General features: G+C 40.0%; 17 protein-coding genes. All 17 read left to right on the top strand.

Features of this window, described 5'->3' with window-relative positions; all coding sequences use genetic code 11:
- Positions 1 to 54 precede the first annotated feature (54 nt).
- The 17 genes from EHS13_RS19490 to EHS13_RS19410 all read left to right on the top strand — a co-directional run bounded on the left by EHS13_RS19490 (position 55) and on the right by EHS13_RS19410 (position 14,185).
- The gene (locus tag EHS13_RS19490) at positions 55 to 234 is read left to right on the top strand and encodes a DUF2768 family protein (protein WP_155701996.1); all 180 of its coding nucleotides are present in this window, start codon (positions 55 to 57) and stop codon (positions 232 to 234) included.
- A complete protein-coding gene (locus tag EHS13_RS19485; RefSeq protein WP_155701995.1) occupies positions 231 to 524 on the top strand; it encodes a 2Fe-2S iron-sulfur cluster-binding protein in 294 nt (97 codons plus the stop codon). Before EHS13_RS19490 ends, EHS13_RS19485 begins: the two co-directional genes overlap by 4 nt.
- A 36-nt stretch (positions 525 to 560) precedes the next feature.
- Positions 561 to 1,139 carry a nucleotidyltransferase domain-containing protein gene (locus tag EHS13_RS19480; RefSeq protein ID WP_155701994.1) on the top strand — a complete coding sequence of 193 codons (579 nt, stop codon included), beginning with the start codon at positions 561 to 563 and terminating at the stop codon, positions 1,137 to 1,139.
- Between the two features lie 20 nt (positions 1,140 to 1,159).
- Positions 1,160 to 1,501 (top strand): 2Fe-2S iron-sulfur cluster-binding protein, encoded by a 342-nt coding sequence (locus tag EHS13_RS19475; RefSeq protein WP_155701993.1) that lies wholly within the window; start codon positions 1,160 to 1,162, stop codon positions 1,499 to 1,501.
- Positions 1,498 to 2,208, top strand: a complete 711-nt coding sequence (locus EHS13_RS19470) for a YphF family lipoprotein (RefSeq protein WP_155701992.1) — start codon at positions 1,498 to 1,500, stop codon at positions 2,206 to 2,208. The genes EHS13_RS19475 and EHS13_RS19470 overlap by 4 nt, the downstream gene beginning before the upstream one ends.
- A gap of 141 nt (positions 2,209 to 2,349) precedes the next feature.
- Positions 2,350 to 3,828, top strand: coding sequence for a stage IV sporulation protein A (spoIVA, locus tag EHS13_RS19465; RefSeq protein ID WP_155701991.1), 1,479 nt, complete (start codon positions 2,350 to 2,352; stop codon positions 3,826 to 3,828).
- Positions 3,829 to 4,062: 234 nt separating this feature from the next.
- Complete coding sequence (locus EHS13_RS19460) at positions 4,063 to 4,335, top strand: HU family DNA-binding protein (RefSeq protein ID WP_155701990.1); 273 nt, start codon at positions 4,063 to 4,065, stop codon at positions 4,333 to 4,335.
- Between the two features lie 232 nt (positions 4,336 to 4,567).
- Positions 4,568 to 5,143, top strand: a complete 576-nt coding sequence (locus EHS13_RS19455; RefSeq protein ID WP_155701989.1) for a TetR/AcrR family transcriptional regulator — start codon at positions 4,568 to 4,570, stop codon at positions 5,141 to 5,143.
- A 66-nt stretch (positions 5,144 to 5,209) separates the two neighbouring features.
- Positions 5,210 to 5,971: an SDR family oxidoreductase gene (locus EHS13_RS19450; RefSeq protein WP_155701988.1), complete on the top strand. Its 762-nt coding sequence runs from the start codon at positions 5,210 to 5,212 to the stop codon at positions 5,969 to 5,971.
- Between the two features lie 88 nt (positions 5,972 to 6,059).
- Positions 6,060 to 6,584 (top strand): acyl-CoA thioesterase, encoded by a 525-nt coding sequence (locus EHS13_RS19445; protein ID WP_155701987.1) that lies wholly within the window; start codon positions 6,060 to 6,062, stop codon positions 6,582 to 6,584.
- A gap of 163 nt (positions 6,585 to 6,747) precedes the next feature.
- A complete protein-coding gene (locus EHS13_RS19440; RefSeq protein ID WP_155701986.1) occupies positions 6,748 to 7,608 on the top strand; it encodes a PRD domain-containing protein in 861 nt (286 codons plus the stop codon).
- An 11-nt stretch (positions 7,609 to 7,619) separates the two neighbouring features.
- Positions 7,620 to 8,087 carry a PTS sugar transporter subunit IIA gene (locus tag EHS13_RS19435; protein ID WP_227013439.1) on the top strand — a complete coding sequence of 156 codons (468 nt, stop codon included), beginning with the start codon at positions 7,620 to 7,622 and terminating at the stop codon, positions 8,085 to 8,087.
- Positions 8,088 to 8,120: 33 nt separating this feature from the next.
- Positions 8,121 to 9,572: an N-acetylglucosamine-specific PTS transporter subunit IIBC gene (gene nagE, locus EHS13_RS19430; RefSeq protein WP_155701984.1), complete on the top strand. Its 1,452-nt coding sequence runs from the start codon at positions 8,121 to 8,123 to the stop codon at positions 9,570 to 9,572.
- A gap of 15 nt (positions 9,573 to 9,587) precedes the next feature.
- Positions 9,588 to 9,845 carry an HPr family phosphocarrier protein gene (locus EHS13_RS19425; protein WP_155701983.1) on the top strand — a complete coding sequence of 86 codons (258 nt, stop codon included), beginning with the start codon at positions 9,588 to 9,590 and terminating at the stop codon, positions 9,843 to 9,845.
- Between the two features lie 23 nt (positions 9,846 to 9,868).
- The gene (gene ptsP, locus EHS13_RS19420; RefSeq protein ID WP_155701982.1) at positions 9,869 to 11,590 is read left to right on the top strand and encodes a phosphoenolpyruvate--protein phosphotransferase; all 1,722 of its coding nucleotides are present in this window, start codon (positions 9,869 to 9,871) and stop codon (positions 11,588 to 11,590) included.
- A gap of 231 nt (positions 11,591 to 11,821) precedes the next feature.
- Positions 11,822 to 13,168, top strand: coding sequence for an ABC transporter substrate-binding protein (locus EHS13_RS19415; protein WP_155701980.1), 1,347 nt, complete (start codon positions 11,822 to 11,824; stop codon positions 13,166 to 13,168).
- A gap of 111 nt (positions 13,169 to 13,279) precedes the next feature.
- Positions 13,280 to 14,185: a carbohydrate ABC transporter permease gene (locus EHS13_RS19410; RefSeq protein ID WP_155701979.1), complete on the top strand. Its 906-nt coding sequence runs from the start codon at positions 13,280 to 13,282 to the stop codon at positions 14,183 to 14,185.

The following is a 14,185-nucleotide window of genomic DNA, read 5'->3' as shown; positions in this document are numbered from 1 at the left end:
GTTATAATTAGCTTTATTTTAAATGCAAATGACAGGATTGGTGAATACTAGTATATGAGTGGTTTAGATAAAATGTGGGCTTCCTTTGTGGCCATGGGATTAATGGTTTTCGCTTCATTATTGATTACGTATGCCAGACGAAGACCTCCAGGTGCGCTGAGATTGGTCCTTTCAATTATTGCTTTCCTCATTTTCATTCCGATTCTGTTGTATATGCTGGTGTCCATGACATGATAGAACTAATCGCTCGATTAAGCAGCAAAACGGTTGAAGCAGAAGCAAGTTTTTCGATTCTCGATTTGGCAATTAAGCATGACATTCCTTGGTTATTTTCCTGTACTCATGGAACTTGTGCCCGCTGCAGATGTTTGGTTACAGAGGGCTTAGAGCTGCTAAATGAGCCTACGGAAGCCGAGCTGGATCGATTAGAACCAGAGGAATTCGAACAAGGCTATCGTTTGGCCTGTCAGGCAAAGGTTGTCTCACAAGGTCATGTCAAGGTGAAGAATGTACCTTATTTTTAAGAATATAATCGTTTTTCCTTGGCTAGGATGGTACCTATGAAGATTGGTTTACCTATAGAAAACCTACATGCAATTGAACATATTTACACTGAGCTTCAATTGACGGAAGTAAATTGGCTGGTTGGCGGCAGCTGTGGATTAGTGCTGCAAGATGTTGTAATTGATAAGTCACCCAGAGATTTGGACATCTATGTGGATGCTAAGGATGCTGAGGTTGTTTATGAGGCTTTACAGGCGTATGCGACAGATCAGCTAGTAAACAGCCAGACGGGGATTTATATATCATTATTAAGTCATTTTCTAATCCATAAAGTACCTGTAGAAGTTGTCGGTGGGTTCGAAGTACACGCAGAACAATCGCATTACCGGATAGAAGTCAGCGATTTATTGAAGACTTATGAAGTAACCTATGAAGCTAATAATTGTCGATTCGGATTAATGCCTTTAGCCCATGAATTGGTTTTTAATATCCTGCGTCAGCGACCTGATCGTTATCAAGCTATTGCTGAGAAAATGCGGACTAATAAAGCCGTATATTTAATCCCATTAAATAAAATATTAGAACGTAATTCATTTAGTGTTGATTTTCACAATAGACTGAACGAGCTGCTCTAATATAGAAAGGAACTATGGTTATGCTGCCAACTGTACATTTTTATCCAGACCACCGTAAGATTCAAGTCAGATCGGGAACCACTGTTCTCGATGCTAGCTCGAAGGCAAGAGTTCAGATTCGCACGCGATGTGATGGAAAAATGGCTTGTTTAATGTGCAAGGTCATTATAGAGGACCAGACTGGGTTAAGCCCGATGAAAAATCATGAGAAATTGAAGCTCGGTGAGCTTGTCGACAGCGGTTATCGTTTGGCATGCCAAGCTTGTGTGATTGGAGATACGAATGTGACTGTGCCCGAGGATCCTTTAAAAGCTGTGATTCGTGCTTTGCTGGCGAAACAACGAGAGGAAGACGAATTTTGAAAAAATATTTAATGTTACTTTTACTTCCCTTATTGCTTACTGGCTGTGTGTATGGCAACGAGATTAAACAACAAAACGCGCCTGCTACGGGTGAATTTATCAATGTTGTACAAGGGGCTGTGGATCAATATATCAAACGCAACGGAGTTCCACCTATCCAGAATAAAGAGGAGGATACTCCTCTTTACGAGAAATATCTGGTAGATTTCGCAAAGCTGAGAAATTACAACATGATCAGTACAGTTCCAACAAATGCATTTGAGAATGGCGGAACAGCTATTTATGTATTGGTGAACGTTGAAACAAAGCCTGAAGTTAAATTGATGGATTTGCCTTCCTATCAGCAAATGCTAGAGCTGCAACGCCAGGTGAATACCTATATTAAAAAGACTAGCAAGCTGCCTAAAGGTGAAGCTGTTGCCGATCATTTCTATCGTTTAGATGTAGATAAGCTTTCATCAAAAACATCGCAAATCAAAAGTCCCTATTCCCATCAGCTTTTGGAAATTGTGATTCATGATACTGGGAGAATAGCCATCGATTATACCCCAGAGCTGCTAAAGGCAATGAATAAAGATGGTTTGCAGCCAACGGAGGATCCGAAGCTTGATTTAAGAACAGTGTTAGTGGAGCAAGCTTATTTCGTTCCTGCTTGGTCCTATCCTTATCATTGGAAGGATAATCAGCCTACCCTTAGTGAGCAATAACAGTACTCGTAAAGTCCTCAAGTTCGTAACAATTGAACCTGAGGGCTTTTTTAGTTTTCTGAAATAGACATATTCATTAAATAGAGCTCATATAATGATTACTAGTCCAAGTGTATGTACGAACTTGTAGGAGGGATCATTTTGGAGAAGGTCGATATTTTCAAGGATATTGCAGAACGAACCGGGGGTGATATATACCTGGGTGTAGTTGGTGCTGTCCGAACTGGCAAATCTACTTTTATTAAACGATTTATGGAAACGGTTGTGCTACCGAACATTCGCAATGAATCCGATCGGATTAGGGCTATTGATGAGCTGCCGCAAAGTGCAGCGGGACGTACGATTATGACGACTGAGCCTAAATTTGTACCTAATAATGCCGTGCAAATTACAGTCGCTGAAGGCCTTAATGTCAATGTAAGACTTGTTGATTGTGTAGGTTATGCCGTAGTCGGAGCAAAAGGCTATGAGGATGAGAATGGACCTCGTATGATCACAACACCTTGGTTCGATGAGCCTATTCCTTTTCAAGAGGCAGCTGAGATTGGGACACGCAAAGTCATTCAGGAGCATTCCACCTTAGGGGTTGTCATTACTACGGATGGCAGTATTTCTGAAATTCCTCGATCCTCCTATGTGGATGCAGAAGAGCGGGTAATTGCAGAACTGAAGGAAGTAGGCAAACCTTTTATTCTCATCATCAACTCTATGAAACCTTACGGTGAATCGGCAATTGAGCTGAGAAATGAATTGGCTTCCAAGTATGATATTCCTGTCATGGCCCTAAGTGCTGCTACTATGGGTGAAGAAGAAGTGACATCGGCACTAAGAGAAGTTCTTTATGAATTTCCTGTGCATGAGGTTAATGTGAATTTACCAAGCTGGGTAATGGTTTTGGACGAAAACCATTGGTTGCGCAGCCGCTTTGAGAATTCGGTTCGTGAAACCGTACAGGATATACGCAGATTACGTGATGTTGATCGTGTAGTTGGACAATTTGCCAATTATGAGTTTATTGATCGTGCTGCTTTAGCAGGGATGAATATGGGCCAAGGAATTGCCGAAATTGATTTATATGCACCTGATGAGCTCTATGATCAGATCTTAATGGAAGTGGTTGGTGTTGAGATTCGCGGCAAAGATCATCTACTGCAGCTTATGCAGGATTTCACGCACGCCAAACGAGAATACGACCAATTTGCCGAAGCGTTGGAAATGGTCAAAACAACGGGATATGGGATAGCTTCCCCAACTATAGCGGAGATGGTTTTAGATGAACCCGAGCTGATTCGTCAAGGTGCCAGATTTGGTGTACGCTTACGGGCAACGGCTCCATCTATCCATATGATTCGTGTAGACGTTGAATCCGAATTCTCACCTATTATCGGGACTGAGAAGCAAAGTGAAGAGCTTGTGCGATATCTAATGCAGGATTTTGAACAAAATCCACTGAAGATTTGGGAATCCGACATATTTGGTCGATCGCTTCATTCGATTGTACGAGAAGGCATTCAAGGCAAGCTTGCCATGATGCCGGATAATGCTCGCTACAAGCTGCAAGAGACGCTGGGACGCATCATTAATGAAGGCTCTGGCGGATTAATAGCCATTATTCTATAATACGGTAAGCAAGGTTCAGAGAGCGCTCTTCGGGGCGTTCTTTTAATTTTTATAGGAGAAAATAACCATTTTACGTGTTTATTTTGAAATAATGCCCATTAAACCTTGTAAAAGATTTCGTAGTGTATTACTATAAATTTGTCCGTTTTAGTATGCTGTACGTATATTTATCGCCTAAACGGTTAACACAAGAGAGTATAGCCAGAAATTAGTGAATATGAGGAGGTGAATGGCATGAATAAATCCGAGTTGATTTCAAAAGTAGCTGAATTGTCCGAGCTTAGCAAAAAGGATGCAACTAAAGCAGTTGAATCTGTTTTTGAAGCGATTTCCGACGCTCTAAAAGGCGGCGATAAAGTACAATTAGTAGGTTTTGGTAACTTTGAAGTTCGTGAACGTTCTGCACGTAAAGGACGCAATCCACAAACAGGTCAAGAAATCGAAATCGCAGCAAGCAAAGTACCATCGTTTAAACCGGGCAAAGCACTTAAAGACGGTATACAGTAATACTCAAAAATACTTATTTATTAGAATTAGGCTTTCATTTAAGAATCTTCTGGATTCTTGGGTGGAGGTCTTTTTCTTTATATTGGATTATAAGAGTAAGAGGGAAACATTAGCAGAGATAAGGATGTCTCTGAATACTAGTAAAAATTTAATTCTTTACTGATCGTTCCCAATATGATATTATAGCTTTTGTAGACAGAAACATTGGATTTCAAAGGGCGTGAGAAACTTCATGGCAAGAAGCAAAGAGTTTGAAGTTAATACAGTGTTAAACAAAGCCATGGATTTATTCTGGAGGCAGGGCTACGAGAAAACCTCGATGCAGGAGCTCGTCTCTCATATGGGCATTCATAGAAGAAGTCTGTATGATACGTTTGGTGACAAACATTCTTTATATATGGAGGTAATGAACCGATATAAGACAATAATGACGGCAAATATTAAAAATCGAGTGGAGCAATCCAATTCGGCAAAACAGGCGATAAGGCAAATGTTCGAAATGACGATTTATTTGGTTGGGGATCAGCCTAAAGGTTGCCTGATGGTTAATACAGCAGTCGAGTTAGCCATGCACGATACAGATACGGCAGCTTTTGTTAATGAGGATATTTTTAATTCAGAGAAGCTGTTTTACGAGCTGATAACAAGTGGGCAGCAAACAGGTGAAATTGCCGAGCATCATGATGCTGAGCTTCTGTCCTATTATTTGAACAATGCTTGGATAGGCTTGCGAGTTATGGTTAAAACTACAGATGATAAGAAAAAGCTAGAAATGATTGTTAACACAACCTTGGCAATCCTGAATTGATTTTTTTTGAAATAATTAGAATGATCATTCCCAATAATAAAAATATAAATTAGAGGAGACTTTAAAATGACAACAAACACTAACAATCTTGAGGGTAAGGTAGCTTTTATAACAGGCGGGAATCGTGGAATTGGTTTAGAAACAGCTCGTGAGCTAGGTAAGCTCGGTGCAACGGTAGTTATTGGTGCGCGCGATTCCAAAAAAGGCCAAGCAGCAGCGGAAGCACTTCGTTCAGAAGGTATTCAAGCTGAAAGTCTTCTATTCGATGTGACATCGGCTGAAGATCGTCAAGGGGCGTATGATTATTTCAACAAAAATCATGGCAAGCTTGATATTCTAATAAACAATGCAGGCGTACAAAAAGAAGTTGAACATCTCCAACCCATGAATAATACAAGTACTGTTTCGTCAGCTGTTTTACGTGAAACGTTTGATGCAAACTTCTTCAGCCTGATTGAAGCTACTCAGCTTTTGCTTCCGCTCATCCGTTTATCGTCTTCAGGAAGGATTGTAAACTTATCCAGTGTTCTTGGATCGCTTACAGTTCATGGCAATCCTGAGTCTCAAATATTCAATGTAAAGCTGCTTGCTTACGATAGCTCTAAGACAGCATTAAATGCATTCACAGTCCATCTTGCACATGAGCTTCGTGATACTGCTATAAAGGTTAATTCTGTTCACCCAGGCTGGGTAAAGACCGAAATAGGCGGGCAATATGCTGAAATGGATGTTAACGATGGCAGCAAAACTAGCGTAAAGCTCGCGACTTTGTCCAATGATGGTCCGACCGGGAAGTTTTACTTTTTAGATGATGAGCTGCCTTGGTAATAAACACCTTGTTAAAACCTGCCTATAAATGCTAAAATTTCAGAAACTCGCACTAAACCATAACGAGTTTGTGAATAGGAGCGTTTATATGCAGGCAAGATATATTAGGGATTCAAGAGTAGTCAAAACAAATCGGGTTTTCCCCACGGATGTGAATAATCACAATACCTTGTTTGGTGGAAAACTGATGTCTTATATCGACGATATTGCTTCGATTTCGGCGACTAGGCATTGTCGGCAATCTGTCGTAACAGCTTCGACAGATTCCGTCGATTTTTTACTTCCGATAAACCCCAGCGATTCCGTGTGTTTGGAATCCTTTGTCACGTATACGGGTAAAAGCTCAATGGAAGTGTTTGTGAAAATTATCGCAGAGGATTTAATGAGCGGCGAAAGAAAGATAGCAGCTACAGCTTTTTTAACCTTTGTAGCGATGGATAGTTTAAAAAATCCGATTTCTGTACCCGAAGTCATACCTGAGACAGAAGAAGAGATTGAACTTCATGAATCAGCACCGCAAAGATCGCAAATACGAAAAGCCCGCAGGACGGAAAGCAAAAAGCTTGCAGCTTTCCTGACTACAAATGATCCATGGGAGCCACGAGCATATTGACAATGCAGGCTTTTTTAAAGTATTGTTGGGGTAGACTATTCATACTGGCATGTTACTGAAGAAGGCATGAGCCGTTGAAGGATTTCTAGCAAGAATAGAAATCTTTTTTGGGCTCATTTTTATTTAGCTAATTGTAAAGCCAAGTTAAGGATGGTGAAGGTTAATGCAACAGGATCATGGTTTCAAAATTGATCGAGTAATCGGTAATAATGTTTTGTTAATTAAGGATATTAGCACCGGTGTCGAGCTTATATTGCTTGGCAAAGGAATCGGCTTTGCGTCTAAGGATGGAGGCTGGATTGATGCCAAGGATCCACGTATTGAAAAACGGTTTCGTTTGGATGATCGTGATCAGCTGAGACAATATCAATCCTTGCTTGAAGATATTGATCCTGAGGTACTGCATATTTCCGAAAAAATCATTGCATTGATGGAAGCTGATTTCAAAAAAGAGGTACATAACAAGGTGTACTTAGCACTTCCCAGTCATATTCAATTCGCTGTTTATCGTCTGAGAAATAATATGGAAATCATTAATCCATTCTTATATGAAACGAAGATGTTTTATCCCAAGGAATTTGAAATTGCCCAGAAGGCTGCCCAGATGATAAGTGAGGCTTTTAAGTTAACAGTGCCCGAAGATGAGGTTGGTTTTTTAACCTTCCACGTTTATTCTGCAGTCAGCAACGTTTCAGTAGGACAGCTAGTTAAGTTCACTAATTTAATAAATGAAATGATTGAGTTGATCGAGATACGCAAGGAGATCCAAATCCCAAGAGAAGGCGCTCATTATATTAGCTTGATTACTCATTTGCGCTTTTGCATTGAGCGAATCATTCAAGTCCAATTGGTGGCTAATCCATTCTTGGCCGAAATGAAAAAGAATTATAAGGACGAGTACCAGCTCGCTTTGGAGTTAAGTGAGTTGATGAAAGATCAGCTGCATACAGAGGTGCCTGAGGATGAGATTGGTTTTATGGTTATGCATTTATATAGATTGTTTCAAGTACTAGGGAAAAAGTAAGGGGAATGGGTATGAAACAAACAATTGCGATAGCTTCTCCATTAAGCGGGGAAGTCATCCGACTAGAGCAGGTCCCGGACCAAGCTTTTGCGCTTAAACATATGGGTGACGGTGTAGCGATTATCCCAACAAATGGCCGGCTATTGGCTCCTTTTGATGGTATCGTGCTTCACTTGGTTAGTACTAAACATGCGATTATTATTCAACATGCTTCTGGTCTCCAATTGCTAGTGCATTTTGGATTGAATACTGTAGGTTTGCAAGGTGATGGGTTCATTGCACATGTTGCAAATGGCGATCAGGTATCAGCAGGACAATTAATGATGGAGATTGATTTGGAGTACATTCAAAGCTTGGGGTATAGCACTTGGACTCCAATCGTGGTAGCTAATGAGGATTACCGGGTGGAGATTGATAGCGACTATAAAACCGTTCTTGCAGGTGATTCAGGAATGATGAATGTGGTTTTACCTGTTTAGTTGTGTCATGACTGTGGAGAGTGGTGAATTTGCATGATAGCTTTTTTGCAAAAAATCGGTAAGTCACTAATGTTACCTGTAGCAACTCTACCCGCAGCAGCACTACTACAACGCTTTGGTAAAATAGATTACATAAAAGATTTTCATTTAGGAAACTCTTTTGGCGGTTTTATTAATCAATTCGTAGCTCCTTTCTTGTTAGCGGGTGGTGAGGCGATTTTTAATAATTTGCCACTTATATTCGCGATTGGCGTTGCTATTGGCCTTGCTGGAGATGCGGTTGCGGCACTTGCGGCTGCGATTGCTTATGAGGTATTAATTACCGTATTGGATAAAGTCCCACTTGCCTTTAAGAATATTGTGCAAACCAATATGGAGCTTGATATGGGTGTGGTTGGCGGGATTATAGCTGGGATTATCTCTGCATATGTGTTCAAAAGATTCCATAAGGTCCAGCTTCCAGATTGGCTAGCATTTTTTAGTGGGAAACGAGCAGTCCCGATCATTACTTCGCTGATTATGATCATTGTAGCGATCCTATTAGGAGTGATTTGGGGACCTATTCAACAAAGCTTGGATACATTCGGAAGGTGGACAGTAGGGCTGGGTGGAGTGGGTGCTGCCATTTTTGGGATAGCTAATCGCTTATTGATCCCTTTTGGCCTCCATCATATTATTAATAATATAGCTTGGTTTCAGATCGGCAGCTTTAGGGGTCCAACGGGTTCTGAAGTTCACGGAGACCTGGCGCGCTTTTTTGCTGGAGATAAATCGGCTGGTATGTTCATGACAGGGTTTTATCCAATTATGATGTTTGCTTTGCCAGCAGGAGCTTTGGCGATAATTCATACGGCTAAACCTGAGAAACGGAAGGTTATTAAATCAGTGTTTTTCGGAGTAGCGCTTACTTCATTTCTAACTGGAGTAACGGAACCGATGGAGTTTGCATTCATGTTTGCGGCTCCCGTATTATATATCTTTCATGCTATATTAACAGGATTGTCTGGTTTCATTGTTGCATCGCTTGGGATTAAGCTTGGCTTTGGTTTTTCCGCTGGCTTTTTGGATTATTTAATTAGCTTTCAGCAAGCCACTAAGCCGTTGCTGATCATTCCAGTTGGCCTTTGCTTCGGTGTAGTCTATTATGTATTATTTCGTTTTCTGATCATTAAATTGAATTTGAAGACACCAGGCAGGGAGGATGAGCTGCAATCCAGTAATCCCGCTGCCAGTTCCCCTAAAAACACCATACGAGAAAGTGCAGCTCAAGTGCTTGCTTCGATTGGAGGGGCTGATAATATAGGAAGCATGGATGCTTGCATCACTAGGCTAAGGCTTGTTGTCAAAAATGATAAGCTAGTTGACGATAAAAGACTTAAGGAACTAGGTGCATCTGGAGTCATGAGACTTGGACAAGGTGTTGTGCAAATTATATTTGGAATGCATTCAGAAAGATTGAAAGATGAGATTGATAAAATACTTTGAGCGTGGAGGTCGAACATGCAGCATATCTTCGAAATAAAAAACGTGTTAGGCCTCCATATTAGACCTGCTCGGAAATTAGTGGAGTTATCCAAAAAGTACCGCTGTGATGTATTTATTGAAAAAGAAGGTAAACGCTATAGTGCAAAGAGCTTAATTAATGTTTTATTTGTAGGAGCTACTTATGGTGAGAAGATTATTCTGATTACAGAGGGCGAACAAGAAGTGGAAGCATTAAGCGTTATTGGTGCGTTTTTGGCATCCAAGATAGAATAATTGCAGGTAAGGAGTAAACCTATATGGAGCTTTCTGGTGTTGCAGCCTCAAATGGCTATGCAATAGGCTATGCTTATGTTATGCGATCTAGAGTCCAACATTCTAACAAAATAGTCATGGGTAGCAGAGAAGTTGATTTGGAGATTAAGCGTTTTGAAGCTGCAGTAAGTCAAACCAAAAGCGAATTAAATCAATTATCGAATCAATTAAAGCTCAGCTCTCGTGAGTCAGAAGCTGAAATGGTAGAAGCATTATTGGAATTATTGATGGATGATGAATTTTATTTGCGTATTTTACATAAGATTTCCAAAGATTATTTAGAGGTGGAAACAGCTGTCAGTGAAACGACAAATGAAATTGCAGCAAGAATTCAAAGTTTAAGTGATGAGTATTTATGTGAACGATCCGCTGATATACGGGACATATGCAAACGCTTAATGAACTGCCTTTTGGGTACGGCTGAATGGGTTATAGAGGATATCAATCAACAGAGAATACTAATAACGGAAGAATTGACGACTTCCTATTCTGCCCAGATTAACCCGCAAATTATTGTGGGTTGTGCAACAATTACTGGCGGAATAATGGCCCATTCTGCGATTATTGCACGCTCATTGGGAATTCCCTTTGTTGTAGGGCTAGGAGAGCTGCTTCATCAAATTGAGGATGGACAGCTTCTTATTCTAGATGGAGTAGAAGGTAAATTGATCGTAGAACCCAGTGAAGCTCAAATAGAATATTATACGAAATTAAAACGCCGATTTTCAGGAATAGGAGCAAGTAAACCTAATCTACCCTTATTAAAGTCTACTGCTGTTACCCTCGATCAACACTCTGTAGATTTATTAGCTAATATCAGTTCAGTTGAAGGTGCACGCGAAGCTAAGAATTTAGGGGCAGGTGGGATTGGTTTATTCCGTACTGAATTTTTATATCTAAACAGACCAGCTCCACCCTCTGAGGCAGAACAATTTGAAATTTATCGTGAGGTTGCTATGATTTTTGGCAAGGATGCGCCGATAATTATTAGAACCTTCGATCTCGGTGGAGATAAGCAGCCTGATTTTTATTCGTTTCCTCAAGAGTTAAATCCATTGCTGGGATATCGCGGAATTCGTGTGAGCTTGGATCAGATAGCTTTATTCAAAACTCAGCTGCGTGCCATTCTGAAAGCGAGTCCATATGGACAATTGAAAATCATGTTTCCGATGATTGCGGTTTTAGCTGAATGGAAAGCTGCCATGCTCATTCTTGCAGAAGTGAAAGATGAGTTGAATACAGAAGGAATTGATTTCAATGTAAATCTAGAAGTTGGGATGATGATCGAGGTGACATCTGCAGCTTTAAATGTAGAGCAATTTGCTGTAGAAGCTGATTTTTTTAGTATTGGTACCAATGATTTGATTCAATACCTGCTAGAGGTGGATCGCAGCAACACTTCAGTTGGTTATTTGGATAATGGCTATAACCCAGCTGTGCTTCAATTGATTCAGGATGTTATTCGCACTGCAAATAAACATCAGAAATGGGTCAGTCTTTGCGGTAATATGGCAGGTGATCCAACAGCAGCGTCGCTTTTTCTCGGAATGGGTTTGCAGAAATTAAGCATGAATGCCAACGAATTATCAGCAGTAGCGTTGCGAATAAGCCAAATTAAATACACAGAGCTGCAAAATTATTTAACAGAGATCTTAAAAATGAGTGAGGCTAGAGAGGTTATTTCCTTTCTTGAAAATAACAGTTGATTTCCAGAAATCTTCATAGTATATTAATATTAATTAAAAAAGCGATAACGTGTTACCGAAAGGGCATTAGTTATTGAAGCGATTTTTGCTTCATTAACTGATGCCTTTTTTTCGTTCTAAGAAGTATAAAGAGGAATGTTTATACAGATCTTAGATAACATGAAAACCGTTTTTTTTAAGAGAGAGAACGAAAGTCCAATACGAGATTTTTAAAAAAGGGAGCGAACAAGAATGAAGAGTAAAAAATGGTTAGTGTTGTCCGTGGTAGTTGCATTAGTGCTAACAATGTTAGCAGGCTGTGGCAAAAGTGATACAAAGGATGATGCAGCAAGCGCAGCACCTTCAACAGCAGCATCAGCAGCACCAGATGCTGGAGCAGGTAAGCTAACTGGCGATTTGGAAATTCAATATTTTGTTGGTGGTTATGGCGACAAATGGTGGAAACAAGTTATTGGTGAGTTTCAAGCAGCTAACCCAGATTTGAAAATCAAAGAAACTTCAGGACCTAAGATCAATGAGCAGAATAAAGCGCGTTGGATTGGCGGAACACCTCCGGATTTCGTATACATCGATGGACCTGAATTTAATGAAGTTCAAGCAGTAACAGATGGTCAGTTGGAAGATCTTTCAACCTGGATCACAGATGCTAAAAACGTGGATGGCGACAAGATCCTTGATATTCTAGCACAAAAACCAGAATTGCATGACGGTAAAACTTACTCAGTGCCATTAGTACTTGGTACATGGGGAATGTTCTGGGATAAGAAATTATTCGCAGACAAAGGAATTGCAGAACCTAAAGATTGGCCATCTTTCATAGCAGCAAGTCAAAAGCTTAAGGATGCTGGTATCACACCATTTATTCACACGGGTAAATACCCGTACTACATCCAAAGAACATTGCTTTTACCAGCATTTGTTTCAGCTAACAACAACGACTTCTCAATCTTGCGTGACATTGCTGATTTGAAGCCTGAAGTATGGGCAAATCCTGCTATCCTTGCTGGTTTGAACAAGCTAGTTGAATTACGCGATAAAGGCTTCATTGATAAAGCATCTACTTCAATCAATCACACAGATTCACAATCCTTATTCTTGCAGCATAAAGATGGTTTCATTCCTAACGGATTATGGTTGCCAGGTGAAATGGCTAAAGACGTTCCAGCTGATTTCAACTTCGGTCAAATTCCTTCTGTAACTCAAGATGCAGGCGGTAAGGTTGTAGCTAATACTTCAACTGCAACTGTTGCTATCGCTGCAAAAGGTAAAAACAAAGAAAATGCTAAAGCTTTCTTACAATTTATTTTCTCCAAGAAACAAGCAGGGCCGTTTGCAGAATTAAGCGGTGCACCTTCTAATATCAAAGCGGATATTACAAGCTCCAACGCTCTACCTTACCTTAAAGATGCTGTAGCTGCTCTAAGCTCAGATAACACAGTTGTTGTTCCTTCTATTACATTCCCTGATGATCTTGATAAAGCTATGTGGGATGCAGATGTTGCTCTTACAAGTGGTAAGATTGAACCAGCTGAATGGATCAAACGTGTTAGTGAAGCTGCTGCAAAAATTAAAAAGTAATCCATAACTTAGTTTTGATACGAATATAATAGATATGATTATCGCGGATGATGGTTAAGGTAATCACTTAATCATTATCCGCAATTTTACTGTAGGGGACGGTGAAGTCGAGTGAAGAATAAAACAAAAACCAATTGGAATCGCATTATATTTATCTCCGCTTTTATCATTCCAACTTTTCTTGTATTTTTCGTTTTTACTGTTTATCCCGTTGCACAAGCATTGCAAAAATCTCTATACGATTGGTCAGGCATGTCTGACAAAATGGAATATATTGGTTTAGGGAATTTCAAACAGCTATTTGATGATCCGATCATTCTTAAAGCGATCGGCAATGATTACTTTCTAGTAGTAGGTAAAGTGATCGGCATTATGATTCTTGCGACATTTTTTGCAGTTGCGGTTACAAGATTTGGTCTGAAACGGGCAGGTTTTTTCCGAGCTATATTCTTTATCCCTAATGTTATTTCAGTTGTGGTTATCGGTGTGTTATGGAATTTAATTTACAATACTCATATTGGTTTTCTTAATGCTTTTTTATCTTTATTTACAGCTGAGAAGGTTGATATTAACTGGTTGGGTTTTGAATCCCATACCATCTGGATGCTCTTGCCTCCAACGATTTGGGCGGGAATTGGCTTTTACATGATTCTAATGATCGCTGCAATATTGAATATTCCCGATTCATACTTTGAATCAGCCAATATAGACGGAGCCGGACAATGGAGACAATTTATTAGTATTACCGTTCCGTTAATTTGGGAGCAGATTCAGGTATCCATTCTCTCTATTGTGATATCAACACTTAATGGTTCTTTTGTTATTGTCATGCTCATGACAGAAGGTGGACCAGACAACAGTACTCAAGTTATGGGGTCATATTTATTTCAACAAGCATTTAGACAATACCATTTTGGTTATGGAGCATCGATTGGGGTAGTAATTCTGATATTGGCAATTATTACGACCGTAGTTCTACAAAGGTTGATGCGCCGCGAAACGGTTGAATTGAGTTAA

This window comes from Paenibacillus psychroresistens (assembly GCF_009728935.1).
Taxonomy (GTDB): Bacteria; Bacillota; Bacilli; order Paenibacillales; family NBRC-103111; genus Paenibacillus_AC; species Paenibacillus_AC psychroresistens.
The sequence above is the reverse complement of the archived record's forward strand: the minus strand, read 5'-3'. Positions and strand labels throughout refer to the sequence as shown.